Origin of the sequence: Kitasatospora sp. NPDC018058 (assembly GCF_044327205.1) — a bacterium.
Taxonomy (GTDB): Bacteria; Actinomycetota; Actinomycetes; order Streptomycetales; family Streptomycetaceae; genus Kitasatospora.
This window is the reverse complement of record NZ_JBIRFA010000002.1, coordinates 340,213-364,318: the sequence shown is the minus strand read 5'-3', so window position 1 is coordinate 364,318 and position 24,106 is coordinate 340,213. Positions and strand designations below refer to the sequence as shown.

Genomic DNA, 24,106 nt, shown 5'->3' with positions numbered 1-24,106 from the left:
GCCGGTATGGCGCCGAACGAGGCGGCACAGTGTTCCCAGGTCCCAGGTCGACACTGCCTGCTGGACTTGAGGGTCGTCCCAGAACTCGGGCGCGATACGTAACCCGCGCTGGCAGGGGCCGCACCTGGCACCGGCGTTGTAGCGGCTCAGGGCGCTGCCGCAGGAGGTGCATCGTCGCTGCTGACTGCTTTCCACCCTGACATTCTTCCTCGCGATGCACCGCCAGATGGGCATCTGCCGCGACTCGCATAAACGCCCATAAGCGAGAGCCGACTTCTTCGTGACCATGGGTGGAGCGCACGCGAGCCGGTTGCGGCGGTCGTCGCCACCACGGGCCGTGCGCCAGGAAGGACTTACAGGTGATGAGAACGACGAGTCCTGCGGAGGAGTCCACCGCGCCGTCGCTGAGGGCGGCTTGGCAGACTCTGGCGGACGGGCTGCTGATCCAGCGGCTGCAACTGCACATCGAGGAGTGGCGCGAGATCGTGCAGGCCGGTGGGAGCTTGCCCGACATCAGCGGTGTCCCCGTGGCCGGCCTGGCCCTGCGGCCCACCAGCGTCCCCGGTCCGGAGGCGCAGACGCTGCTCCAGCACGCACGCCTCTCGTACTGGTGGTCGTACCCGCATCAGCACGGCGCGGACGGAGACGCGAGCGCCGTCGGCACGATGCGCGCGGCGGAGCAGGCCCGCAAGCGCCTACTGGCCGACGGCGCGGCGGCGCCGTGGGTCGAGGCCGTGATCGCGGCGTGCGAGGCGAGCGCGTGGTGGGTCGGGTTCTTCGCGGTGATCAGGCATCGCGGTGTGCGGCACCTGACCTTGGAGCCGAACCCCGAGCCAATCCCCGCCCAGGTCCTGGACGGCGCCGTCGGCACGGTCGCCTACGGGATGGCGGGCCGTGTGCTGGCCGCCGCCCTGCGGGCGCAGGACGACGAACAGATCCGGCTGGCCTACTGCGAGGCCATCACGGCAGGCATCGACGCGGAGCGGACGCTGCCCGCTCTGCTGGACGAACTCGGCGAGCTGCGGCTGGTGGACCTGGTGTCCACGACCGCCGTGTGGCGCGGGCAGTTCACCAAGTACGCGGGCGGGACCGGAGCAGGGCAGGTCGAGTAATGACGAACCGCTACCCCTTCATCGCCATCGAGGGCCTGGACGGCACCGGCAAGACCACGCTCCGCAAGGGGCTGTTCCAGCTGTGGCAGTGTCTGTTCGACACCGCGCCGCTCTGCGTCCTGACCACGAACTTCCTGTCGCCCGAATACGCCGGGCAGATCGTCGAGGGGAAGTACCGGCCCTCCGCCGCGAACAGGCAGGCCTACCTGTCGGCCATCGTCGCGGACAAGACCGCCACGCTGCAGCTGGTCGAATCCCAGCGCCGAGCACGCCCGGTCATCGCGGACCGCTGGCTGCTGAGCGAGCTCGCGTTCTTCGCCGTCAAGCACGGCGCCCGGGCGGAGGACACCTACAAGGCCCTTGCCGAAGGGCTGATGGAAGGGCCGGACGCGACGCTGGTGCTCGAACTCCCCGCCACCGACTCCATGCTGAGGGCCAAGGACCGCGCTGGCGACGCCGTGCGGGCGGACTGGGACGTGCACCACGTGCAGTCCGCGGTGCAGGAGGTCTACGCGGAGGTCACCGGTTCCCCGCAGTCGTTCCCGCTGCTCGGCACCGTGGTCCGCCTGGACGCCAGCGCCACCCCGGCGCAGGTCCTCGGCTCCGCATGGACCGCACTCGAACACCTCGGACTGATCCCCGGCCTGCCGGCCGACGAAGGGAAGGAGAGCTGATGCCGACATCCGATGCCGCGGCCCGACTACGCCGGTCGCTCACCTCGCCGACACTGGCACGCCCGGTGCTGGCGGCGGGGGCCGTCAATGCCATGGCGGCCCGCCTAGCCATCGAGGAAGGGTTCGACGCGCTCTGGGTGAGCGGCCTGGAGGTGTCCGCAGCCCTCGGCCTGCCCGACGCCAACGTGCTCAGCGCCCGCGACCTGGCCGACGTGGTCACCGCGCTCGGCCGAGTCACCGAACGCCCGGTGATAGTCGACGTCGACAACGCGGGCGGCACCGTCGAAGGTGCTGCCCGCATCGCGGCCGACCTGGTCCGGGCCGGGGCAGCAGCGGTCTGCCTGGAGGACAGCGCCTACCCCAAGTGCAACAGCTTCGCCGCGCACACCACGCAGCAGCTCGCCGCCGCAGACCTCGTCGTCCGGCAGATCGAGCGCATCCGCAAGATCGTCGGCGACGAGCTGGTGATCATCTCCCGCACCGAGTCCCTGATCGCCGGCATGAGCCTGGAGCTGGCCATGGGCCGTTCGACACGCTTCGTCGAGGCAGGTGCGGACGCCGTGCTGATCCATTCCAAGGACCAGACCGGCGGCCAGCCCGTGGAGGTGGCCGCCCGATGGACCAACGCGGCCCCGCTGGTCACCGTGCCCACCGCCTTTCCCCAGCTCACCTCCACCGACCTCGGCCAGGCCGGCTACCGGCTGTGCATCTACGCCAACCAGTTCAGCCGCGCCGCCCTGGCCGGCATGCGCGCCGCCGCACGCCAGTTCACCCGCGAGGGCACCTTCCGCCCCAGCACCGAGGCCCCGCTCGCGGCCGTCGGCGACCTGCTGCGGGTGGGCGAACCTGACGCACTGTCCTGCATCTGACCTCACACCCCGAGGGATCCCGCGATGACCCTGCCCCGCATCAGCGTGTCGGTGAAGTCCGCAATCCTGCACGACGACCAGGTCCTCCTCCTCTCCTACGACGACCACTCCGGGTTCCACTACAACCTGCCCGGAGGCAAGGCGCAGGAGGGCGAGAGCCTGCGCGACGCGGTCCGCCGCAAGGTCCAGCAGGAGACGGGCCTCGACGTGACCGTCGACCGCCTCCTGCTGGTGACCGAGTACGTGCCGGCCACCTGGAACGACGAGTTCGGGACCGTCCAGAAGACCCAGTTCACCTTCCTCTCCCACCCGCTGGGCGGCACCACCCCACGGTTCCAGGACCCGCCCGACCCGATCCAGATCGGCTTCGAATGGACGCCCATCGGCAAGCTCACCGAGGTGTACCTCCTGCCCCGGATCAACGAGCCGCTGATCGCGGCCCTGCACGGACGGCTCAGCGACCCGTTCATCGACAGGTGGTGACCGCCTTGAACGAGGACCTACGCGAGTGGCTCCTCACCGAGCACGCGGGAACGGTCTGCGCCGACCGGCTGGACGTCATCACCGACGAGTTGCGCCGCCTGGTCGAGCAGGGCATCGACGGGGCGATCGTCGAACTCGGCTGCTACCGCGGCGCGATGGCCCTGTGGATGCGCTGCGTCCTGGATGCGCTCGGCGACAGCCGGCGTGAGATCCACGTCTTCGACTCCTTCGCCGGTATGGCCGCCCCTGGCACCAAGGACTCCGATCACCTCGCCGAGGGCGACCTGCGCTCCACCCCACAGGACGTCCTGGACATCCACGCCCGCTGGAACCGCACACCGCCGACGATCCACCCCGGCTGGTTCGAACAGACCATCCCCGGCGAGCTGCCCAGCACGATCGCCCTGGCCTACCTGGACGGTGACTTCTACGACTCCACCCTCACCGGGCTGCGAGCCTGCGTCCCCAGGCTCGCCCCCGCTGGGGCGCTCCTCCTGGACGACTACGCCGACACCGCCGTCAACCCGAAGGCGTGGGACGGCCTGCCCGGTGTCAAGCGTGCCGCGGACGACTTCTTCGGCACGCCCTCCCCGGTCGAGGTCCTCGTCGGCGACGGCGACCTCGCCTTCGGACGCTACCTGTCCCCCGTGCCGCGAGGAACCGCCTCCTGATGACCGACACCGTCCTCATCGCCAAGGGCACCGCCGATCTGCATCAACTCGAACGCTCGCTTCCTGGGGTCGAGTTCATCGAGACGGTCGACTTCGACTCGCTGCCCGACGCCGCGCACCGGGCCACGTTCCTCGCTCTGCGCTCCGGAGCACGGCTGGGCGCCGAGCAGCTCGACCAGCTGCCGCTGCTCCAGCACGTCGTCCGGGTCGGCTCGGGCACCGACAACATCGACGTTGCCGAGCTGGGCCGGCGCAGTATCACCCTGCACCGCAATCCGCACGTCAGTGCCGCTGCCGTGGCCGAGTGGTGCCTGGTTGCCGCGCTCAGCCTGGCGCGCCGAATCCCCATGGGCCACAACGCCCTTGCCCAAGGCCGCCACATGAAGGACGCCTGCCTGGGCAGGCCCCTGTCCGCGCTCGACGTCGCCGTGTGGGGTGCCGGCCCGGTCGGGAGATCGGCCGCAAGGCTGCTCGCGCCCTTCGCCCGCCAAGTGACTTTCGCCCACTGGCCATCCAACCCTCCCGAGCTGCAGCAGCTGCCCGCTCACGAGCTCGTCGAGCACGCGGACGTCCACGTCGTGGCCCTGCCGCTACGGGACGAGACGCGGGGGCTGTTCAACGAGGGCTTCCTCGCTGGGGTTGCCGCCCGCCAGCCGCTGGTGATCTGCGCCGGTCGGATCGAGACGCTCGACGTGGAGGCTTTCCTGCGCGCGCTCGACGCACAGCGGATCGGCGGTCTGGCCCTGGACGCCATCGAAGCCGAGCACGTGGGCCTGGTGCACACCACCGCTGGTGCGCGGAACCTCCTGGTCACGCCGCATATCGGCGCTCAACGCACGGACATCCGCCAGGAACTGGACGCCTGGCTCACCCAGCTCCTCGCGTCGATCTCCACTCCAGTAGGAGCCACCCACCAGGAGGGCCCGTGATCAGCGACTCGACACGAAGCCGCCTCCGCATCGCAGGCCAGGCCGCCGAGCGCCTCCTGTCCTCCCACCCGGGCACAACGGTCTGGCTGGAGGGAGCCCTGGCATGTGGTCTCGCCCACGCGACCAGCGACATCGACCTGCGCCTGGTCGGCGACGCTCCGGATCTCCCCGAGTCCCGTTCGTGGCTGAGCGACGGCGTCCGGATCGATCTCCAGGTCTCCACCCCGGACCAGATGGAGCAGTTGCGCGGACTCCTGCGGGGCTTCGACGTTCGCGCCGACGATCTCGCTCTATTCCGCCGGGTCCGCAGGGACCTGCCGGCGCTGACGTGCCTGCGAACCGCGAAGTGCTACCAGGCCGGCCAGTGGATTCCGGTCATCAACTCCGGCGAGGCTGAGGTCTACCGCGCCTGGGGCGTGGCCGACCGCGCCGAGACGGTGGCGAGCCTGACCGAGGACCTCATCGGACTGGTCGTCGACGGCCTGTACGCCTCGGCCGACCTGGTCCTGGAGCGCCTGGCGCTGACGCTTGCCTCCGCCGAGCGCGCTGCCGCCGGGCAGCCCCTACTCGGAGAGAAGTGGCTGCCACTCATGGCCGACCAGCCGTGGAGCCCCAGACCGCTGAGCGCGCTCTGGCAGGACACGTCCTGGGGATGGTTCCGACCGATCCAGCGTCGGCTGACCAGCGCTCTGTTGTCCTGTCATCTCGTCAACGACGCCCTTGGCGAGCCTAATCCGGTGTCGGTCAGCGGCCCGGGATGGCTACCCCAGCGCTACAGCGACGGCTGGTTCCTGCGTCGAGCCGACGACCGCGTACCGCTCACCGACGCGGTCCTGCTCGTCTGGGCCAAGCATCTGGAGTCCGCAACTGCCTGACCACCGAGGCCCCCTGGAGGTGAGCCTTGTCCACCGCCCCGCCTTCGAACGAGCTCGACGTCCTGTACGCCCGCCTCGACCCCGACGACAGCACTGCGGCCGTGTCCGTGATCCTCAAGCTGCGCGGCGAGACCTGCGACATCGACTGCCTGTACTGCTTCGAGAAGCGCAAGGAAGCCCCAGGTGGCCGCCGCATCGACGCCGCCCAAGTGAACCAACTCGCGGCACTCTTCGCTGACCGCCCGCTCTCCATCGAACTGCACGGCGGCGAGCCGCTCACCTCCGGAAAGGACGCGGTCGCCGACGTCCTGCGTGCACTCGCGGCCAGCCCGAACGTGATCCGTGTCAGCCTCCAGACCAACGGTCTGCTCCTCGACGACGCCTGGCTCAACCTCTTCGACGAGCACCTGCCCTCGCTGGAGATCAGCATCTCCCTCGACGGCGACGCCCGGGGGAACAGCTGGCGCGTCGGCTACGACGGAGTGCCCGTCTACCCCAGGATCGTTGAGACGCTGCGGTTGCTGGAACGCCGTGACCGGACCACCTCGATCATCTGCGCCGTCACACCCCAGATCCTCGGCCGGGCCGAAGAGATCGTCGACCACCTGGCCTCCTTCCCGGCCGTGAACGCGATCAGCTTCGTCCCCTGCTTCGACAGCACCGTGGTCACGCCGACACGAGCAACGTCCAGGCGCGTTGGTACCAGCAGGGCCATGCAGACGGCGGCGATCGGAACCGCTGGGCCGGCGTGGGCCATCACCCCCGCCCAGTACGCGGACTTCACTCTCGCCGCAGCCGTCCAGTGGGTCCGCGCCGGCTGGTTCCGCAAGGTCAAACTGGACCCGGCCGTCTCCGTGATCCGCCGGCTACGCGGCCTGCGCACCGGCTCCTGCCACTACGACGACCTCAAGTGCGACCACGTCTTCACGCTGTACCCCGACGGTCGCCTCGGCAGCTGCGACGAGCTCCCCTGGCCCCGAGCCCAGTTGACCAGACTCCCGCTCCTCGACTCCCAACAGGAGGTGCGGCACGCCCAGGACCACTCCCGGTTGCTCGCCGATGCCCGCTCCCTCATCACGCCGTGCGTCTCCTGCGATTACCGGGACACCTGCGGAGGTGGGTGCATGGCCGTGCGCCTCCGGTACGCGCATGCCGACCTAGGCGATGCCTACTGCGACCACCGCATGCGGCTGATCGACGGCATCGCTGCCCTGCTCGCACAGCCGGAACACCCCGAAGGGGTCTGGTGCACCCGGCTCCGCTGGCGCCCGCGCCACCCGAACCAGATGCACGACGTAGCCGCCTTCCTCCGCCGTTGGGACGATCCGCTCGCACCCCGGCAGCGGGCCCGTCTGCGCACCAGTGCACTCGGCAACATCAACACCGTGGGCTTGCCGGGTGTCCACGAAGCCGACGACCTCGACCCCCGGCACCCGCAGTGGCGCGACGGCATCGAGCCCGGGGTCTTCCCGCTCGTACGAGCCCTCACCGAGCGCTGGAACTACGTCACCTACGACAGCTGCCAGGGCCACGCCGCCACCCTCGGTGCACCGCAGCGCGAGCTGGCCGTCGGCGTCCTGCCACGCAACCGGACCGAGGCCGCCGAAATCGCCACCCGACTGTGCCAACTCGCCGCGCGAGCCGAAGGCGCGTTGCCCCCTTCCTGCGCGCTCGACCTCGGCCGCAGCCTGCTGACCTGCGGCACCACTGGGAACCGCTACCCCGTCCTGGACCTGCGGCTCGTGCCCGCACCCGGCAGCCACCCGGACGACTACCTCGCCGCGCTCCCCACCGGCGGCAGGCTCCTCGCCGAACTCATCGACCGCCCCACCAGTGACGACCTGTTCCGCTGCGCCTGCCCTCCTCCGGTCCCATCCCCGCATGCCCTCGATCCCACGGAGGTTCGCCGGTGATCCACATCGCCGAGACGCTCAGCATCCACACCGTCGAGGGCTTCCTCAGCGCCCCCGAGGTGCGACAGCTCAACGAGCTCATGGACGTGGAGCTCGCTCAGCGCGGTCGCGAGTCCTTCGACAGCGCTCGCACCTCCACCATCCACGAGGTCCCCGGACTCAGCTCCGAGCAGGCCCGTGCGCTCTACGAGCCCGTCGGTCGCGTGGAGATGACCGACGTCCCGGCCGCCGCCCAGGCGATCCTGGACTCCGCGCTGGAACGCAGCCACACCGCGATCGCGCGGAACCTGCCCTCCATCCAGGGCCACCGCCCCTGGATCTTCCTGGAGTACCAGGCCGGCCAGTACATCAGCGCCCACGCAGACGGCATCGCCCCTGACCCCGGCACCTGGCCCCGGCAGATCGCCGCAGCAAGCGTCACCATCGAGCTCGCGACCGACGGCAGCGGCGGCTTCTACGTCGAGACCAGCGGCAGCGAGGCGCCCTGGACCCCGCCGGCCCCGGAGCCCGCTCCCGGCTACGCGCCCCGCATGCGGTTCATCTCCGAAGGCGCCGACGGTTCCTCCGGCTGGTTCAGCGAGATGGGCCGCACCCGCTGGACCGCGCGACCCGCCGCCGGCACCCTGCTCGTCTTCGGAAGCCAGCTCATCCACGGCACCGAACCCGTGCGCGCCGGCCGGGTACGCAAGTTCCTCACCCTCCTGACCGCCGAGACACCAGCGCGGCAAGGGACTCGGTGATCCTCCGATGCACCGGAGCCGCGGTCCCCCGCGACCGCCCGACTCCCTCTCGACCAATCCACCTGCGAGGAGGACCCATGGAGAACCCCGACCAGTTCAGCGAGTTCGTCAGCGCCGTGGCTGCCCTGCACGACGACGGGCCGGTGCGGATCACGGCCCACACATCCAACGCGTCGCCGCACGGCTGGAACGCCTCCCGGTCGAACGTGACCGCTGAGGCGCCCACCGACGACACCCAGCTGTAGCCCCACACAGGACCCGGTGCGTCCGGTGCATCGCGCGCTGCACCGGACGCACCACCCGCCCGAGGAGACGTGACCATGCCCGAGCCCTTGACCGACCAGCTCTTCCACCTGCCCGGCCTCCAGGAACGGAAGGCGGAGCGCACGCGACGCATCGCGGACCTCCTCGGCAGCAACCTCGACGGCCACGGCCCGACCGGCGGAGCCGTCGCCCACGCGGTCGCGCACCACCTGCTCGAAGGAGCCGAGCAGGCCGCCACCAACCGTGACGGCGACCTGCTCTCCTGGTACCGGCGCACCGAGCTGCGCGACCTCGCGTACCTGGCGTCCGCAGACTCCCGCAGCGGCGCTCACCTGCTGCTCAACCCCGAGGACGGGAAGCTCCTGCAGTCGCCGCTCTCGGAGACGGCCTACTACCTCATCGCACCGGAGACCACGGCTGCACCGGCCCGGCTGCATGAGCTACTCACTGCGGCCCTGGGCTCCGCCCGCAAGCACGGGTTCGGTGACCTGCTCGACCAGCACGCGCCGATCGTCTGCCTGCTCGAACGACGGGAACTGCGCGACACCCTCTTCAGCTGGAGCATCACCCGCCTCCCCGGCACCGTGTTCACCGACTACACCGACGCCACCGAAGTCCTCGCCCGCGACCTCCTCCACGAGGCCGGCCACCACTGGTTCAACGAAGCCCTGGCCATGGCATCGGTCTCGCTGCCGGACGATGTCACCTTCTACTCGCCCTGGCGCGAAACCGACCGGCCCGCCTTCGGGTTCCTCCACGCTTGTTGGGCGTTCTCCCTCACCGTGATCTACAGCGCCGCCGTCCTCGACGACGTCCCACCTGCCGTCCACGCCTTCCTGAGCGACTACCTGGCCGTACAGTCCCGCCTCCTGCGAGCGGCGGCACGGGACTTCGCCGAAGCCGCCACCTTGATCACGTCGGAGCCGCTGCGAGCACAAGTCGCCTCGGCGGTCGACACCGCACTGCAGTGCACGCGGAGTGTCCCGAGGCCGACCGAGGAGGTGAGCTCCTGTTGACCGAACTGGCGTTGCCGCACGCTGTGTTACCGGCCATCGCCGAGTTCGCCCATGGCGGCCTGCCCGCCCCAGCCTCCACGGACGACGGTAACCACTGGGTCGACGGATTCTGCTGGCTCTACTGCGGCGAGCGGTGGACCCGAGTCCTGTGGATCGGTCCCGCAACCGTGGCTGGCGCCCAGGCGCCGATGTACGCCTGCGGAGCCTGCATCCGAGGGCTCCAGGAACGGGTCTGGCGGTCGCTCCTCCTCAGCAGCGAGCCATCGGCTCCCATCCCGCCGTGCGCTGTTGAGGAGGAACACCAAGCCAGCAGCGCACGGTCGGGCCGTCACCGTCGCGCCAGCTGGCCATTCCGGCGCCAGTAGGTCCCGACCCCGCCTCGGGGGGCGCACCGGCTATCGGCTGTCCGTGGCCTGTTGTTCGGCTACGGCGTGGCGGGCGAGGTCGGGCAGGTGGGGGTGGTGGCGCAGTCGGTCGGCGACCAGGGTTGTTACAGCGTCTTCCCAGGAGAGGGCGGGGTGGTCGGCCTGGAGCTGGGCGAGGTCGGCTGAGCCGATGTGGGTGATCCGGTCGGTGTCGAGGCGGGCGTGTACGGCTTGGGTGAGCCGGGCTTTGGGGAACGCTTCGGCGATCGCCTCGTCAACGGCCATCACGATGCGGGCCTGCAGGGACAGTTGGGCGGTGGCGCGCAACATGCTGTCGGGTGGTACGACCTTGCCGACTGCTTGGTGGCGGGCGAGTCCTTCCTTGATGTAGGCGATGAGCTCGGGGGAGGAGAAGGCGTTGAGCTCGACGCGCTGGTAGCGCCATTTGGCGGGTTTGCCGTTCGGCTGCCAGGCGCAGACCTCGCCGGTGAACCACTGGCGGGCGGGGTCGGACAGGTGGGGCAGGATGCGGGCGGGCAGGGCGGCGTCGCGGGTGTCGGGCTCGGAGTCCAGGCCCTTGGCCTGGGCGTCGTCGACGGTCAGGCCAAGGTCGATGACCTTCACGCGGTGGTCGGGCATGCGGGCGGTCTCCTCGCCGAGGGTGCGGGCGATGTTGTAGCCGTAGGGGTCGGCGTCGTGGAGGACGAAGATCTGTACGTCGCCTGGGGGCATCTTGGCGAGCAGTTCGCGGCATGCCTCGGTGCCGTAGCCCTCGTTGGTGATGACGGCCATGTCGTACTGCTCGGCGATGCCGGACTCGCGCACCGGTGGCCACAGGCCCGTCTTCTCGATGACGAGGATCTTGTTGTAGCTCCACTTCGGCGGGATGTACTGCTGGACCTCGCGGGTGCCCAGGCGCACGTCCCGCGTTCCAGCGGGGTCGTGGGGGTGGTGCAGGGTTCCGCGGGGCTCGCGGTACAGGCCCTGGATCGGCCCGTTCTCGCGCTCCCAGTCGGGGATCAGCTTCTGCTCGACGTACGGGGCCTTGAGTTTGGTCCCGGCCGGCAGGAGCCTCAGCGCGAGCGGGCGGATCTTGTAGAACAGGGTGTGGGAGGAGAACGACAGGCCCTCGGCGCCGCGGGCCTGTCCGATGGCCTCGCGCATGACCGTGAACACGGCGTCCTTCTTGGACACCTTGGACGCGGCCCGCCCGACGGCGTGGGCCTTGTATTCGCGCTCGGCCGCCCGCAGCTCGCGCCGTTCGGCGGCCTGCTTGGAGCGCTTGTCCCTGAGCAGCACTCGGGTCGCCGCAGTGAGGGCCTTGGCGCAAGCGTCGGCGACCTCGCTCGGGACGACGAGCGCGGTCTTGCCCTTGTCAGTGAACTGCGGGACCGGGCAGACCAGATGGACAATGGCGGCCCGGCACGACTGGTTGCCGAAGGTGGGGGCGGCGTCGGTCTGGGCCAGGAAGGAGCGCACCCCGGCGCTGGCGAAGCTGTCACCGGCCAGGTGGGTGTTGGCCAGCGGGTCGCCGAAGGTCGCCGAGTAGTTCACGGCGAAGCACACGGCGCCAGGACGCTTCGTGCGGGCGATGGCCACCTCGATGCTCCACGGGATCCCCGCCGCGTCGGTCAGCTGCTTGCGCGCGAACCAGTCCTCCTCGACGCCGAACGCGTGCTCCAAGACGTGGGTGTAGTGGTCGCGGCGGACCTGGCCGAGGTAGGAGGGCGTGGGCGGCTTGCTGTGGTGCTTCATGGCGGCCAGCAGCACCGGGACCTGGTCCGGGTGCTCCTCGAACCCGGACAGGTGCGTGATCCCGGGAACCTGGTCGGCGACCTTCTTCGCCTTGGCCGAGCCGGTCAGGCCAGCGAAGGTGTTGGTGAACGCCCGAACCGTCGGGTCCGGACCACCCGCGCGGTGCTCGCGGATGTGGGCGAAGACCAGCTTGGTCATCGCGGCCTCGTCGTAGTGGTGTGCGCTGGTCGGGTCGGTGGGCAACGGCTTGCGCCACCCCTGCGGCGCGGTGGGCTCGTAAATTCCGGCCCCATCGCCGCAGCCGGTCTGACCGTGGTCAACGAAGCGGGCGTGCGGGTTGACGAGGGCGAACTTTTGCAGCCAGCCAGCCACCGCCTCGGCCGTGACCTGCTCGGCGGGCAGCGGGACGGTGACCGAGGTACCGACGGTGCGAGGAGAGTCGACCTGGGTGTAGCGGGTGGCGACGTCGCCCGAGGGATCGGCGGACACGGCGATCTCGTGCCGCACCCCCAGCGCCTCGACCACCACCGGCTCGCTGACGCCCAGCGCGTAGGGGATGCCGAGCAGGGTCTTGAAGGCGTTGCCCTGCATTCCGCGGGTCGGCGAGCGCAGGCTCTCCTTGTCGGAGACGTTGCGGGTGAAGTCCAGGATCCGCTCGACCACCCCGCCCGCCATGCCGGGACCGTTGTCCGTCACGCTCACCCGCGCCACACCATCGGCCCAGGTGACGGCGAGGCCGATCTCCGGGCGCACGCGCGCGGACTCCGCCGCGTCGAGGGCGTTGTCGAGTAGCTCCTTGATGGCAACGTCGCCGAACATCGCGCGAGGCTGACCGGTCTGGGACTGCAAGGCCCGCCAATCCAGGAACTCCGCAGTGCGGGACGTCGAGAACACGATGCGCTCCACGACCGGGGTCGAACTCAAGAAGCTGTCTCCAAATACTGGTGAGGATGTGCGGGATGCCCCGCCGCCAGGGCGGAGGGTGGGGATGGGGAGGAAGGGCCTGCGGGCCTCGTAGCTGCCCGGCTGGTGGGCTCGGTGGGCAGGTGCCGGATGGTGTCGGCACCCGCCCACCGGGTCGATCACCGCGTGCGGCGCACCTGGTCCGGTGCGGGCTGCGCCGGCGGTGTAGGCGGCTGAACGGGTGTGGTGGCCGCCGGGGTGGTGCTGCGACTGGTGGTGCTCCGGGACAGCGCCGCGCCCGCCCGCAGGTCCTGTGCCGTGGTCTTGCGTGCGGGTGCCGGGAGGTGGGCGTTGCGGCGGACGCGCCAGGTCAGCACGGCTGCGGGCGAGTCGGCGCTGGCCAACTCCCGTTGCCCGGTTGCCCGGACGAGGAGGGCCTCCGGGTCGTGACCGGCAGCCTCGGCTTCGGCCAAGGTGGCCGCGAGCGCCGCCCAGCCGTCCTCGGCGAGCACCCGGGTGGCCTGGTCGGCGGGCAGCGCGCGGCGGAGAGCCGCTTCCTGCTGGTCCCGGATGGCTTCGGGCAGGTGCTGGCCATCGAGGTCCATGTGGGCGAGCGGCTTGGCCGCGTGCCGGGCGTAGGCGTCGCGCAGATGGTGGGCGGCGTCCCGCGCGGCGGCAGCTTGGTGCCGGTGGCCTTGGGCTGCGTGCCACCTGGCGATGACGATCGCGAGCAGCACGAGGCTGCACAGGATCGTGGCGGTGGCCGTACCGTCCTCGCCCCGGCCGGTGGTGGGCCCGGCGTAGAACAGCTCGCGAGCGGCGGAGCGCATGGCGCGCAGGTCTGCGCTGGCAGCGCGGGTATGGGCGGTGTTGGCGTATTCGAGTGCGCGGGCGGCCTGGTTGATCTCCTTCCTGGACAGGACCGGGCTGGTCTGGGCGAGGCTGTCGAGGACCTCGATGCCGCCGTTGATCACCTCGCCGACGGTGGCGGTGTCCAGGCCGTCAGTGAAGGCCTGTGCGGCGTGGTCGACGGTGGTGCTGGACCGGTATCGACCCGTCGCTGACCGGGCCCGGTCCGGTCGGTTGGGGGCGGGCTGGTCGACGCCGAGATCGAAGCGCGCCTGGATCTTCGGCTGGGTGAGGTCGCCGGCGAGCTTGCTGCCGGAGAACCAGACCGGCCCGCTCTCGTCGCCAGTGGGAAGGGCGAACTTGTAGCCGGTCACATCTCCGGACTCCGCCCGGCGAACGCCGAACAGGACGCCCTGGGCTGCTAGCCGTGCGGTGAACTCATCCTCGCTGGCGGCGCCGGCAAGGGCCCGGCGTACGGCAGCGCGCAGGGTGTCGCGTTCGGTCTGCTCGCGTCCGTGACGCTGGGCCTTGCGCAGTTCGGCCCCGGTGGCGCGCTTGGGTATCGCATCCCGGTACTCCCGGGTGCGGGTCTCGGACAGGTTCTTGAGCTCGTATTCGCGTTCGATCGCGGTGAGTTCGTCCTCGACGCGATACTGGTCGCCTCGCAGGCGGGCCTGGGTGAGGTTGGCGCGCACCACGGTGGCGAGGATGTGGATGTGGTTGTCTCCGTGGTGCACGGCTATCCAGCGGCAGCCGTTCTCGCCGCCGCCGGGGTCGATGCCGGCTGCGGCCACGACCCGGCTGGCGATGGCCTCCCACTCCTGGTCGGTGAGGTTCCGGTCGGTGGGGTCGGCGCGCACGATGCGGTGGTAGACGTGCTTCTTGACCGGCTGGCCGTACTGGACGACGTACAGGTCGAGGGCATCACGCAGTTGCTCGCGCACCGCTTCCACCTGGTGCTCGGGCACGCGGCCGGGGTCGGGGGCGAAGCCGTCCCAAGAGGCGACGATGTGTGGGTCGGTGTGCTCGTTGGCCTTGCCGGGGCCGAACAGGTACGTGATCGCGCCGAGGGTGTAGGAGCCGCGGATGGCTTTGCTGATCAATGGCGCTTCGCCTTCGCCAGCCCCATCGCCACGCGGTCGATCTCCGCAATGATCGACCGCGCCTCGCCGCACGCCACGGCCGTGGCCTGGGCTGGCTCTCGCAGCTCGGAGGGCAGGACGGGCCGGTCGAGGTGGAAGCCACGCGCGAGCTGGTTGAGGTTGTTGGCCGCACCGGCGAACTGGCGGCGGAGCGCGGCCAGCTCGACCACCGCCGCGTCCAGGCTGGCGTCCCGGCCGCCGAGACCGGTGACGGGGTCGTCGGCCATGATCTTGAGCGAGCAGTAGTTGGCGAGCGCGAGTCGCTGGAGGGTGGCACGGCGAGCGATCTCGGCATACTGCTCGTCGGTCACACGGAAAGCGATCTTCTTGCGCTTCGGGTTGTCGTTGTCGCGACGGCGGCGCTTCAGCGGCTTCTCGGTGGCGTGTGCGGCATGGGGGTTGCTGGGCTTCTCCTGGAGTGCCGCGCCCTCGCGGTGCTCCGACGGTGTCGCCGCGCTCGGCGACACCGACCCGCCCGTGCCCTCCTGGGCACGGGTCTTCGCGTCCGGAGCCCCGTAAGGGGCCCGGATGCACTCGCTTGCTCCCGCGAACGCGGACTGGTGGTCAACGCCGTTGCGGTCCATGGAGATTAGCGCCTCGTCGGACCGGCGGTCGAACAGGTGGCGGATGTTCCTCAAGGCGGGCTCCTGGGTGGCGGTTGGTGCTGGGAGAGGGCGGTGGACGGAGCGGCAGCGGCGGGTCCCGCCCGGAAGGGGGGGCTCGGCCGCTTACGCAGCCGGATAAGGCGCGCTGGCAGATCGGAGCCTGGGACGGGCGCCTCGTCGGTGTCGGGACCGGCGATGCGCCTTGCACGGATCAGGCGCTCTGGTCGCGTGCGGCGTCGCGCTCGACGCGCAGGGCGGTGACCACTTCGGTGACCCGGTCCTCGGAGACGGTCAGGTTCCGTGCACGGATCGCCGACCTGACCACATCGCGGGTCAGGCGGCCCGCAGCGGTCCAGGCCTCTCGGCCGATGGCGACCAGTTCCTCCGTGGGAGCACCTGGCGGGCGGCCCACCGGACGGACGCTCGGCGTTTGACCGGATTGACCGGATGGCCCGTGACCTGCTGCTTCACCCGCCCCGATGTCCACGCTGTGTACAGCACGAGCGTGGTCCCGAGTACCCGGATCGGCCTGGGGAGCACCGCTCACCACCTCAGCCGTGGCAGGGACCGGCCACAGCTCGACGGTCCGGACCGCTGACCGGTCCGCCAGGACACCGAGCTCCGTTCCGTCCTCAGCTCGGGCACCACCGACCGCCGTCTGGTCGACCGGAATGCTGCGCACCCCTCCAGCGGACCGGTGCACGGAAGGGTCCACGAAAGCCACACCTGGTTCCGCCACAGTGGCGGGCGGTTGCCGGTCCGGCTCGCCACCCATGAGCGGTTCGGCGTTGGGGCTGTGGCGAGCGATCAGGATGTACAGGTGGACGGCGCCGGCCAAGGCCAGCGGCGCCACCATCGACAGCACGCCCACCACCTGGTCGCCGAGGCGGAGGTGGCCGCCAGGCTGGGGCAACTCGTTGAGCCGCACCGCGTGCAGGCGGTTGGCCCAGAGGCTTGCGCCGGTGGCCGCGATGAACAGCAGCCAGGCGTAGGCCCGCGCGGTCCAGACCGCCTCGCGCAGGACGAGCAGCGCCCGCACACCGTAGGCGATGAACCCGTCGACGACCACGGGGAAGAGGTAGGTGAGCGGGCCGCGTACGTGGATCGCGGCGGCCATCTGCTGCAGCGCGTCGTAGGACAGCGTGAAGCCGAGCAGGCCGAGCACGCCGACCGCGAGCCGGTCCCATGCGGTGACCCGCGTGCGGTCCACATGGCGGGCAGGGGATATCGAGGTGGAGGTCAAGAGGTGTGCTCCAGGGAGGGTGCGGGCCGCCGGCGGGCAGGGCGCGGCAGCGGCACAGCGCGGTGGCGGGTATGCCGGCAGGCCACCTGGCGCGTCGACAGGACGCGGCGGTGGGGTGAGAGGTGGTCAGGCCCGGCTGGCGGCCAGGCTCGTGGTGCCGGCGCGCAGGGCGGCGCGGACCAGGGCCATGCCGCGCGCGGTGGCAGCTTCGCCGCCACCGACGGCGACCGGGCGCGGCGCCAGGCCCGCGCAGGAGCGGCAGATCCCCTCGTGCGGCACGGGGTCGGCGCAGGTCGGGCACTCGCTCCAGCGCGGCACCGGCGCGGGTGCGGCGGCGACAGGGTGCGGGGGTGGCGGGAGCTTCCGGACCAGCCGGTCGCGCAGCAGGGCTATCGGGGAGTGCACGCGGGCGGGAAGGCCCGGCAGGACGGCGCGTGCGAGGTCCTGCTCGCTGTGCCCCTGCTCCAGCCACCTGGCCACCAGTGGCGCGAGTTCCAGCGCCTCCACCGCCCCGACGCGCAGCCGCGGCTCGGGCCGCAGGACGCGGAACAGCGTGGCGACGCTCTCCCGGACCGACGGGTCCACCGCGTCCTGGCCGACGGCGTCGGTGGAGTCGCCGCAGGCGTCCCTCCCGCCCTCCCCCTCGGGCTGGTCGCCGCTGCGCGGCTGCGCTCCCGCCGGAGCCTCGGGGAGGGAGGGTTCTTTCTCCCGGTCCTTTACGGGGTTGGTGCCAGTCGCAGCGGCTACTGCGACACCGGAGCCCGGAACGAGGCGACCCGGAGAAGCCGGAAGCTGCGGGGTGTCGTAGACGTGGGCGACGCTGATGAAAGTGCCGTCCGGCTGGCGGACCTTCTCCACCCGGTAGTAGCCGGCCTTCGCCAGCTCCCGCAGGGCCTTGGCGATGGCGGTGCGGCCCTGGGGACTGGTGTCGGCCATCCGCCGGCCGTCCTCGCGCCAGCCGTCTGGGCGCGACAGCAGGTCGACCAGCAGACCGCGGGCGGTGTAGGACAGGCTACGGTCCTGGAGGAGGGTGTTGGGCAGGGCAATGAAGCCGCGCTCGTGGCGGCTGCGATTGATACGCATCAGGAGTGAGCGCCCCCCTCGCCGACGCGCGCCGACGTTCCGTCCAGGCCAAGCAGCGACTGACCGGACGTCAGCCCGGACACAGTCAGGCCACGGCCGGGCGCATCTGCAGCGCGGCGGAACGCCGGGATGCCCGGCGGGGGTGCAACGGGCGGGTGAAAGCCCGTACTGTTGAGCACAGCGACTCCTCACTCGGCGGCGTCGGGCGGCTACCCGGCTCCACCGTGGTCGACACGTCCAGGGATGGGCTGTTACGAGGATCTGCGTCGGGCCCCCGGTGTTCGTAGCACCTGGGGCCCTTGCCTTTGTCGGGGCTCTCTCGGCCGGGGTGGCTGGCCACCGGCTTCGATCCCCCCTCGCGATGCGCGCGCCCCGCTCCCGGGACAGGCGGCAACCCACCCAGGCGCGATGCGCAGCGAGTTGCTTGCATCTCGTTATGCATCACGATATGCTCCCGGCGACGGGATTGCAAGCTGCATCGAGCTAATGCGAGGAGGATAGATGGCCGCCGCCGGAGGACCCGAGTCCAAGAACCCCCGACTGGCGGGCGAGGAGAACGCCGCCCGGCGCCTGAAGATGGAACGTGAGAGCCGTGGCTGGAGCACCGCCGAGGTCGCCCGCCGCATGTCCGAGGCCGGCTTCCCCATCAACCAGTCCTCCGTCTGGCGCATCGAGAGCGGCGAGCCGCCCCGGCGCATCAACCTCGACGAGGCCATCGGCTTCGCCAAGATCTTCGACATCACCCTCGCCGAGCTCGTCGGACCGTCCGGCGGCGCCGTGAGCGCGAAGATGCTCCACCTGTTCGAGATCTTCCAGGAGGCCGCCAACCGCGCCCAGGATGCCCTCGACGAGATGGACACCGCCGAGAGCGCCCTCTACGCCTACGCCGACCAGCACCAAGAGGCCTACGAGGCCATCGACGAGTACACCGTCAGCCTCAGCATCGCCCGCCAGGAAGGCCGCCTTCCGCTGCCAAAGAGCGAGCGCCGCCAGTGGTAGCCCGCCAGCCAGACCGGAGGCCTCACGCGCACAGCGAACACCTCCGCCAACGGCTTGGTTCGGCCGGAACCGCAAGCTAATCTCCACACCCCGGCAGACCGGTCCAGCCAACCGGCGCCGCCGCCAGTCCCCCTACCAGCCCCACGCCACCGGCCTCAGCGCTACGAACGCCGAGCCCCACGGCCCGACAACAACCGCATAGCAAGCCCCATCCCTGGACCCGTCGACCACGACGGCGCATAGCCGAAAGCGCCGCCGAGAGGACTTCCCATGCGCCGACACCACGCGTGTCCCAACCGCCACCAACACGTCTCCCGGACCGATTTGGCGGTTCTTCTCCAGCTGTCTCCGCCGAGCCCCAACGCTCCACTGCCGCAAGCCGGCTGACACAGCTTCCGCACCCGACCACCGACTTCTCGGCTGGTCAGGTTCCTGGCGGCCCGCCCTGCTGGCCGGTCGCCCCTTCACCGCTCCCGCTCTGGAGCCCCCTCCCAAACCGCACATCACTGACACCGTAACGCGGTGGCCGACCCCAGCCCGTCAGCCACCGCGCGAGGAGCCGCATGCCCGAGCAGTACCTCACCGTCGCCCAGGTCGCCGAGCGCCTGGGCACCAGCGAGCGCTTCCCCCGCCGGCTCATCGCCGAGCGCCGCATCGCTTTCGCCAAGATCGGCACCCACGTCCGCATCTCCGAGAGCGCGCTCACCGCCTACATCGAGGCCAGCACCGTCCCCGCCATCCGCTCGGTCCGCTCCGGCCGCTCGCGCTTCGGGAGGACTGCCTGATGGCGAACAACTCCGGTCGCCGGCGCCGTTGGGGCTCCGTCCGCAAGCTCCCCTCCGGCCGCTTCCAGGCCCGCTACCCCGGCCCCGACGGCCTCCTGCGCAACGCCGAGGAGACCTTCGCGACCAAGGGGGACGCGGAGGCATGGCTCGTCGAGACCGAGGCCGACATACGCCGCGAGGAGTGGCGCGACCCCAACGCGGGAGCCGTCAACTTCCTCCTCTACGCCACCGCCTGGATCGACGAGCGCGACCTCGCGCCCCTCACCGATCAGCTGTACCGCCGCAACCTGCGCCTGCACCTGGCACCGGAGTTCGGCGAACTGGACCTCAAGGAAATCACCGCGCCCAGGGTCCGAGCCTGGCGCGCGGCACTGCGCAAGACCGGAAAGAAGACCACCGCCGCCAAGTGCTACCGCCTGCTCAAGTCCATCTTGGAGACCGCCGTCGACGACGACCTCATCCGTCGCAACCCCTGCCGCGTCAAGGGCGGCGGCAAGGAGGACGCCGCCGAACGTCCGCACGCGACCATCGAGCAGGTCCTCCAGCTCGCCGACCTCATGGGCCCCCGCTGGCAACTCATGGTGTTCATCGCCGCGTTCATGGCCCTACGCCCCGAGGAACAGGCCGAACTCCGGCGAAGCGACGTCGACCTGGAGAAGAAGGTCGTGTGGGTCCGCCGCGCCGCCCCCGAACTGACCACCGGCGAACGGGCCGTGGGCGACCCGAAGTCCAAGGCCGGCAAGCGCGCGGTCGGCATCCCGCCGGAGATCGTCCCGGAGTTCGAGCACCACCTGGCCTGCTACGCGCAGGACGGGGACGACGGCCTGCTGTTCGTCGGCGAGCGCGGAGCCCCGTTCCGCCGATCGACCTTCGGGCGCAAGTGGCGCAAGGCCCGCACGAAGATCGGCATGGACGACCTCCACTTCTACGACCTGCGCCACACCGGCAACGTCCTCGCCGCCAGCACCGGCGCCAGCCTCAAGGACCTCATGGCCCACATGGGCCACGCCTCCGTCCGCGCCGCGCTGATCTACCAGCACGCCACCGCCGAGCAACAGACCAAGATCTCCAACGGCATCAGCGCCGCCGTCGTCGACATCCGCACGCGTCGTCGAGGCACTTCCCTCGGGATCTCGGGGGAAGCCTGCGAGGCGTAGGAGCCCCACTGCCGGGGGAGGCAGGCCAGCGACTCTGCTGGTCTGCCTCCCTCGCGCATATCCCGCCATCCACCGCCGCCGACCGAATTGGTGGCCGGTCGCAGCCTCGTAGGTCGATGCATGGCGGAACTGTCCGCTGCTTGCGGACGAGGCATGTGGCAACCGCTCCTATCGTGCTGCCCATGCCTTCACGGCGGCCACCAGGCGATCTTGCTCCAGCTCGAACAGACGCTTTCGGTGTCCGTTCCCGCCGGCCGGACTGGGAAAGCCCACCAGGCACCTCTCGGCGGAGACATCGCCGGACTCGATGTTCAGTCGCACTGCTTCGGCGGCCGTCTTGCCGAACGGGATCACCAGCGCGTCCGGGACTCCCCGTAGCTCAGCGCCGAGCACCTGGGTGGCGAATGCGCGAAAAATCGGTGTCTTGGCGATCTCGTCGCCGCTCTTCGTCTCTCCGTCGACGAACATCGCGTGGCAGACCGCCGAGGTGGTGGCGCAGAGCCCCGCGTGCTCGTCGAACAGGGTGGACGTGGTGGTGATCCCGAGGGCGTCGGCCAGGCCGATGGCATCCAACATCGTCACGGCGTTCTTGCGCATCGGCCCGGCAAAACTCGCCGTCTCATCCGCCCGCCGGACCGCTTCCTCTGGGGAGCAGCCCTCAACCAGCGCGGCCCGGGCCGCCTGTACCGCGAGCCGGAACTGCTGGCGCCCTGGTGTGACGCCGACCAGGATCACCTTCGCCCCCGGATCGATGCTCCGATCAAACGGCGTGTAGTAGATCTGGACGTGCTTCGACCTGACGGTCTCCTCGTGGATGAGCAGTTCGGGTCGGGCGGGGTCGGCCTCGGCAAGGTCCGGCAGCCCGACAAGGACCGGGGCGAAGTGCTCAATGCACCAGTCGGCCGATATCAGACCCCCTGAGGCGGTTTTGATCGCGCAGGTGTGTCCGGCTGCTATCTGACCCATCGGGGCTCCAGTCGTTCCTCTTGGTTCGCCGGGGCGGTCGGCGTATACGGAACGGCAGCATAGATAGACTGACCGACAAAGCGTCAGCTCACTGGATTAATCCGACTCCGGCCAGACAACCCCTCGATGCGATCCCTGAAGGAGCGGGCCCCCGTTCCCCCTCCGTGCTGCACACCGTCTCGCTGAAGACTTGGCATGCCCGACCCGCCCTGCTCGCCGCCAGCCCGACTTGTTGGGCGCCCACAAACGGCTCGGTCTTGTGACCGCGCTCGACGATCGGCCACCCGCCGCCTGGATCATCCACCCAGGGCGCCAATATGGTGACAGGGATCACAAAAAGTCGATCTCACCATTCGAGACACGTGGCGCCCGCCCTACCCCCTAGGCACCTTCGGCGACCAAAATCGCCCAACGCTAACGCTCCGCCGGCGACCATCTGGCACGAATCTGGCACGACGACCCCGTATTGGTCCAGACAACAGTAAAGCCCCAGGCTGTTGACCTGGGGCTTTACCTCTGAGCGGGCGACGAGAATCGAACTCGCGCTCTAAGCTTGGGAAGCTCATGTTCTACCATTAAACTACGCCCGCCTGATGAGCAGTCAGAGACCGCTCGATCCAGTGTCACTGTACCCCATCCGTGACTGTGGTCGCACGGTCGGTCCGAGGGCGTGGCGGGGCCGGGTCGGGGTGGGCGGGGGGCGTACTGTTTGGGCCGCGTGTGAGTGCTCCGGTGGGCAGGGGTTCGGGGCGGCGAGCCATGGTGTGGAATGTCCGGAACATCCCCTAATGTGACGCTGTCCCGGGGCCTGGCCGCCGGGGCGCGATGAGTACGGGTGAGTACTGGGTTAGGGATGGGAAGGGGATCGATGGAGCAGCGCGCCGTCGTTCGTTGTGCCGAGGGGCACCTGTTCAGCACCACCACGTTCCCGATGCAGAACCTCGGTCCCGGGCGGCTCGGGCCCGGGCGGTTGATCCGCTGTCCGCAGTGCGGACGGCTCCGGAGCTCGGTGCTGACCGACGTGCGGGAGCTGTCGACGGCGCAACTGGCGCGGGCGATGCGGATGGAGGCCGCGGAGTTCCTGGCCTGACGGCCGTCGGAAGGACGTAGCGGGCCCCGGGCGGATTCGTCCGGGGCCCCGTCGGGCACGTAACCTCGAACCGTGCTGCTCTCTGACAAGGACATCCGGACCGAAATCGACCTGGGCCGGGTCGTCATCGACCCGTACGACCCGGCGATGATCCAGCCGTCGAGTATCGACGTTCGCCTCGACCGCTTCTTCCGCGTGTTCGAGAACCACAAGTACCCGCACATCGACCCCTCCGAGGAGCAGCCGGACCTGACCCGGCTGGTCGAGCCGGACGGCGACGAGGCGTTCATCCTGCACCCGGGCGAGTTCGTGCTGGCCTCGACGTACGAGGTCATCACGCTGCCCGAGGACGTGGCCTCCCGGCTGGAGGGCAAGTCGAGCCTGGGCCGGCTGGGCCTGCTCACCCACTCCACGGCCGGCTTCATCGACCCCGGCTTCAGCGGCCACGTGACCCTGGAGCTGTCGAACGTCGCGACGCTGCCGATCAAGCTGTACCCGGGCATGAAGATCGGGCAGCTCTGCCTGTTCCGGCTGTCCTCGCCGTCGGAGCACCCGTACGGCTCCGAGCGCTACGGCTCGCGCTACCAGGGCCAGCGCGGCCCGACGCCGTCCCGCTCGTACCTGAACTTCCACCGCACCAAGGTCTGATCCCGGCGGAGTGCACGCACGGCGGGCGGCCGCCCCTCACCACGAGGGGTGGCCGCCCGCGGCGTTTCTCAGGCCCGCTCGGGGCTGGTGACCGCGACCAGTTCGGTGCCGTCCTCGGACAGCCGCAGCTCGGTGCGCAGTTCGGCGAGCTCGCCGAGGTGGTGCAGGTGGGTGCCGCCGCAGAAGATCCGCGCGCCGCCCTCGGGCAGCTCGCAGTGCCACTGGCGGCGGGCGGTGAGCTCGGGGCCGGGGACCTCGATCCGGACCGGGGCGTCGGCGGCGACCCAGGCCGCGAGCCGCGCGTTGACGGTCTCGGTGAGGGCGGGCAGGGCGTCGGCGAGGGCGGGGAACTCCTCGGTGGCGTCCACCGTGAAGCCCTTCTTCTTCAGCGACTTGCCGAGCCGGTAGGTGTCCGTGCTGGCCTGGGTGTCCATCACCGAGCTGTCCATCGCCAGGCTGTCGAAGTCGGGGTTTCCGAAGGCGTCCGAGCGGCCCGGGTCCTTGCGCCAGCGCGGGGCGAGCGCGGCGTTCAGGGCGAGGGCGAGCAGGTGGCAGCCGCTGTGCGAGGCGCTCAGGGCGGCCCGGCGCTCGGCGTCGACGGCGAGGACGGCGGTGCGGCCCGTGATGTCCCCGGGATCGGTGTCCAGGACGTGCAGGACCAGCCAGGACCACTCCTCGTCCCCGCGCTTGACCGGGATCTCGGCGCCGACCAGCGGCGCGCCGCCGTCCGGGTCGACCGCGCCGGTGAGGCAGTCCACCACGGCCAGCTCGGTGCCGTCGACGGTCAGGGTGCCGTGGTCGGCCGGCTGGTCGGGCCAGGTGTGGTCGAGCGGGTGGAACGGGGTCGCCCCGGTCACCACGGCGTACCGGCCGTCGGCGAGCGGGTGCACCGCGAGCACCGGGGACTCTCCGGTCACCGCCCCGGCCGGGAAGCTGACGTGGGTGGTGGGGAGGGTCATGGCTGGCTCCG

Annotated in this window: 23 protein-coding genes and 1 tRNA gene; 16 read left to right on the top strand and 8 right to left on the bottom strand. The window is 70.5% G+C overall.

The window, feature by feature from the left end:
- The first annotated feature begins 362 nt into the window (after nucleotides 1-362).
- The 11 genes from ACH4E7_RS04250 to ACH4E7_RS04200 all read left to right on the top strand — a co-directional run bounded on the left by ACH4E7_RS04250 (nucleotide 363) and on the right by ACH4E7_RS04200 (nucleotide 9,546).
- Nucleotides 363-1,112 carry a hypothetical protein gene (locus ACH4E7_RS04250; protein ID WP_396247451.1) on the top strand — a complete coding sequence of 250 codons (750 nt, stop codon included), beginning with the start codon at nucleotides 363-365 and terminating at the stop codon, nucleotides 1,110-1,112.
- A complete protein-coding gene (locus ACH4E7_RS04245; RefSeq protein WP_396247450.1) occupies nucleotides 1,112-1,786 on the top strand; it encodes a dTMP kinase in 675 nt (224 codons plus the stop codon). Before ACH4E7_RS04250 ends, ACH4E7_RS04245 begins: the two co-directional genes overlap by 1 nt.
- Complete coding sequence (locus ACH4E7_RS04240) at nucleotides 1,786-2,655, top strand: isocitrate lyase/phosphoenolpyruvate mutase family protein (protein ID WP_396247449.1); 870 nt, start codon at nucleotides 1,786-1,788, stop codon at nucleotides 2,653-2,655. The genes ACH4E7_RS04245 and ACH4E7_RS04240 overlap by 1 nt, the downstream gene beginning before the upstream one ends.
- Before the next feature lie 24 nt (nucleotides 2,656-2,679).
- Nucleotides 2,680-3,138, top strand: a complete 459-nt coding sequence (locus ACH4E7_RS04235) for an NUDIX domain-containing protein (protein WP_396247448.1) — start codon at nucleotides 2,680-2,682, stop codon at nucleotides 3,136-3,138.
- Nucleotides 3,135-3,809 carry a TylF/MycF/NovP-related O-methyltransferase gene (locus ACH4E7_RS04230; protein ID WP_396247447.1) on the top strand — a complete coding sequence of 225 codons (675 nt, stop codon included), beginning with the start codon at nucleotides 3,135-3,137 and terminating at the stop codon, nucleotides 3,807-3,809. Before ACH4E7_RS04235 ends, ACH4E7_RS04230 begins: the two co-directional genes overlap by 4 nt.
- The gene (locus ACH4E7_RS04225; protein ID WP_396247446.1) at nucleotides 3,809-4,738 is read left to right on the top strand and encodes an NAD(P)-dependent oxidoreductase; all 930 of its coding nucleotides are present in this window, start codon (nucleotides 3,809-3,811) and stop codon (nucleotides 4,736-4,738) included. Before ACH4E7_RS04230 ends, ACH4E7_RS04225 begins: the two co-directional genes overlap by 1 nt.
- Nucleotides 4,735-5,613 carry a hypothetical protein gene (locus ACH4E7_RS04220; RefSeq protein ID WP_396247445.1) on the top strand — a complete coding sequence of 293 codons (879 nt, stop codon included), beginning with the start codon at nucleotides 4,735-4,737 and terminating at the stop codon, nucleotides 5,611-5,613. Before ACH4E7_RS04225 ends, ACH4E7_RS04220 begins: the two co-directional genes overlap by 4 nt.
- A 26-nt stretch (nucleotides 5,614-5,639) precedes the next feature.
- Complete coding sequence (locus ACH4E7_RS04215) at nucleotides 5,640-7,526, top strand: radical SAM protein (RefSeq protein WP_396247444.1); 1,887 nt, start codon at nucleotides 5,640-5,642, stop codon at nucleotides 7,524-7,526.
- Nucleotides 7,523-8,266: a hypothetical protein gene (locus ACH4E7_RS04210; RefSeq protein WP_359792244.1), complete on the top strand. Its 744-nt coding sequence runs from the start codon at nucleotides 7,523-7,525 to the stop codon at nucleotides 8,264-8,266. Before ACH4E7_RS04215 ends, ACH4E7_RS04210 begins: the two co-directional genes overlap by 4 nt.
- 77 nt (nucleotides 8,267-8,343) lie before the next feature.
- The gene (locus tag ACH4E7_RS04205) at nucleotides 8,344-8,511 is read left to right on the top strand and encodes a hypothetical protein (protein ID WP_396247443.1); all 168 of its coding nucleotides are present in this window, start codon (nucleotides 8,344-8,346) and stop codon (nucleotides 8,509-8,511) included.
- Between the two features lie 75 nt (nucleotides 8,512-8,586).
- Nucleotides 8,587-9,546, top strand: a complete 960-nt coding sequence (locus ACH4E7_RS04200; RefSeq protein ID WP_396247442.1) for an aKG-HExxH-type peptide beta-hydroxylase — start codon at nucleotides 8,587-8,589, stop codon at nucleotides 9,544-9,546.
- 395 nt (nucleotides 9,547-9,941) lie between these two features.
- On the opposite strand, the gene ACH4E7_RS04195 is transcribed toward ACH4E7_RS04200, so the two are convergent.
- The 5 genes from ACH4E7_RS04195 to ACH4E7_RS04175 form a co-directional block, all read right to left on the bottom strand.
- On the bottom strand, nucleotides 9,942-12,485 hold the full coding sequence (locus tag ACH4E7_RS04195) for an ATP-binding protein (protein WP_396247441.1): 2,544 nt from the start codon (nucleotides 12,483-12,485) through the stop codon (nucleotides 9,942-9,944).
- A 263-nt stretch (nucleotides 12,486-12,748) separates the two neighbouring features.
- Complete coding sequence (locus ACH4E7_RS04190) at nucleotides 12,749-14,521, bottom strand: relaxase/mobilization nuclease domain-containing protein (protein WP_396247440.1); 1,773 nt, start codon at nucleotides 14,519-14,521, stop codon at nucleotides 12,749-12,751.
- Complete coding sequence (locus tag ACH4E7_RS04185; protein WP_396247439.1) at nucleotides 14,518-15,198, bottom strand: plasmid mobilization protein; 681 nt, start codon at nucleotides 15,196-15,198, stop codon at nucleotides 14,518-14,520. The genes ACH4E7_RS04190 and ACH4E7_RS04185 overlap by 4 nt, the downstream gene beginning before the upstream one ends.
- 178 nt (nucleotides 15,199-15,376) lie before the next feature.
- Entirely contained in the window at nucleotides 15,377-16,330 is a 954-nt protein-coding gene (locus ACH4E7_RS04180; RefSeq protein ID WP_396247438.1) for a DUF2637 domain-containing protein, read from the bottom strand.
- Between the two features lie 204 nt (nucleotides 16,331-16,534).
- Complete coding sequence (locus tag ACH4E7_RS04175; protein WP_396247437.1) at nucleotides 16,535-17,491, bottom strand: hypothetical protein; 957 nt, start codon at nucleotides 17,489-17,491, stop codon at nucleotides 16,535-16,537.
- 501 nt (nucleotides 17,492-17,992) lie between these two features.
- Between ACH4E7_RS04175 and ACH4E7_RS04170 the strand changes: the two genes are divergently transcribed.
- From ACH4E7_RS04170 to xerC, 3 genes are all read left to right on the top strand, one after another.
- Nucleotides 17,993-18,490: a helix-turn-helix domain-containing protein gene (locus ACH4E7_RS04170; protein ID WP_396247436.1), complete on the top strand. Its 498-nt coding sequence runs from the start codon at nucleotides 17,993-17,995 to the stop codon at nucleotides 18,488-18,490.
- 563 nt (nucleotides 18,491-19,053) lie between these two features.
- Nucleotides 19,054-19,275, top strand: coding sequence for an excisionase family DNA-binding protein (locus ACH4E7_RS04165; RefSeq protein WP_396247435.1), 222 nt, complete (start codon nucleotides 19,054-19,056; stop codon nucleotides 19,273-19,275).
- The gene (xerC, locus tag ACH4E7_RS04160; RefSeq protein ID WP_396247434.1) at nucleotides 19,275-20,432 is read left to right on the top strand and encodes a tyrosine recombinase XerC; all 1,158 of its coding nucleotides are present in this window, start codon (nucleotides 19,275-19,277) and stop codon (nucleotides 20,430-20,432) included. The genes ACH4E7_RS04165 and xerC overlap by 1 nt, the downstream gene beginning before the upstream one ends.
- A 168-nt stretch (nucleotides 20,433-20,600) precedes the next feature.
- Here xerC and ACH4E7_RS04155 read toward each other — a convergent pair whose 3' ends face one another.
- Together ACH4E7_RS04155 and ACH4E7_RS04150 are read right to left on the bottom strand one after the other, a co-directional pair.
- The gene (locus ACH4E7_RS04155) at nucleotides 20,601-21,398 is read right to left on the bottom strand and encodes a hypothetical protein (RefSeq protein ID WP_396247433.1); all 798 of its coding nucleotides are present in this window, start codon (nucleotides 21,396-21,398) and stop codon (nucleotides 20,601-20,603) included.
- Nucleotides 21,399-21,917: 519 nt separating this feature from the next.
- Nucleotides 21,918-21,988 (bottom strand) — tRNA-Gly (locus ACH4E7_RS04150).
- 278 nt (nucleotides 21,989-22,266) lie between these two features.
- Between ACH4E7_RS04150 and ACH4E7_RS04145 the strand changes: the two genes are divergently transcribed.
- Nucleotides 22,267-22,488, top strand: coding sequence for a hypothetical protein (locus ACH4E7_RS04145; RefSeq protein ID WP_396247432.1), 222 nt, complete (start codon nucleotides 22,267-22,269; stop codon nucleotides 22,486-22,488).
- 72 nt (nucleotides 22,489-22,560) lie between these two features.
- Nucleotides 22,561-23,136, top strand: a complete 576-nt coding sequence (gene dcd, locus ACH4E7_RS04140) for a dCTP deaminase (RefSeq protein ID WP_396247431.1) — start codon at nucleotides 22,561-22,563, stop codon at nucleotides 23,134-23,136.
- Nucleotides 23,137-23,204: 68 nt separating this feature from the next.
- Here dcd and ACH4E7_RS04135 read toward each other — a convergent pair whose 3' ends face one another.
- Nucleotides 23,205-24,095, bottom strand: coding sequence for a metal-dependent hydrolase (locus ACH4E7_RS04135; RefSeq protein ID WP_396247430.1), 891 nt, complete (start codon nucleotides 24,093-24,095; stop codon nucleotides 23,205-23,207).
- Nucleotides 24,096-24,106: the final 11 nt, after the last annotated feature.

Bases quoted from the DNA above. Each gene is read 5' to 3' on its own strand.
- ACH4E7_RS04155 (WP_396247433.1), bottom strand. From the start codon at position 21,398: ATGGGTCAGATAGCAGCCGGACACACCTGCGCGATCAAAACCGCCTCA.
- xerC (WP_396247434.1), top strand. From the start codon at position 19,275: ATGGCGAACAACTCCGGTCGCCGGCGCCGTTGGGGCTCCGTCCGCAAG.
- ACH4E7_RS04175 (WP_396247437.1), bottom strand. From the start codon at position 17,491: ATGCGTATCAATCGCAGCCGCCACGAGCGCGGCTTCATTGCCCTGCCC.
- ACH4E7_RS04225 (WP_396247446.1), top strand. From the start codon at position 3,809: ATGACCGACACCGTCCTCATCGCCAAGGGCACCGCCGATCTGCATCAA.
- ACH4E7_RS04195 (WP_396247441.1), bottom strand. From the start codon at position 12,485: ATGTTCGGCGACGTTGCCATCAAGGAGCTACTCGACAACGCCCTCGAC.
- ACH4E7_RS04200 (WP_396247442.1), top strand. From the start codon at position 8,587: ATGCCCGAGCCCTTGACCGACCAGCTCTTCCACCTGCCCGGCCTCCAG.
- ACH4E7_RS04240 (WP_396247449.1), top strand. From the start codon at position 1,786: ATGCCGACATCCGATGCCGCGGCCCGACTACGCCGGTCGCTCACCTCG.
- ACH4E7_RS04145 (WP_396247432.1), top strand. From the start codon at position 22,267: ATGGAGCAGCGCGCCGTCGTTCGTTGTGCCGAGGGGCACCTGTTCAGC.
- ACH4E7_RS04135 (WP_396247430.1), bottom strand. From the start codon at position 24,095: ATGACCCTCCCCACCACCCACGTCAGCTTCCCGGCCGGGGCGGTGACC.
- ACH4E7_RS04250 (WP_396247451.1), top strand. From the start codon at position 363: ATGAGAACGACGAGTCCTGCGGAGGAGTCCACCGCGCCGTCGCTGAGG.
- ACH4E7_RS04170 (WP_396247436.1), top strand. From the start codon at position 17,993: ATGGCCGCCGCCGGAGGACCCGAGTCCAAGAACCCCCGACTGGCGGGC.
- ACH4E7_RS04235 (WP_396247448.1), top strand. From the start codon at position 2,680: ATGACCCTGCCCCGCATCAGCGTGTCGGTGAAGTCCGCAATCCTGCAC.
- ACH4E7_RS04165 (WP_396247435.1), top strand. From the start codon at position 19,054: ATGCCCGAGCAGTACCTCACCGTCGCCCAGGTCGCCGAGCGCCTGGGC.
- ACH4E7_RS04205 (WP_396247443.1), top strand. From the start codon at position 8,344: ATGGAGAACCCCGACCAGTTCAGCGAGTTCGTCAGCGCCGTGGCTGCC.
- ACH4E7_RS04245 (WP_396247450.1), top strand. From the start codon at position 1,112: ATGACGAACCGCTACCCCTTCATCGCCATCGAGGGCCTGGACGGCACC.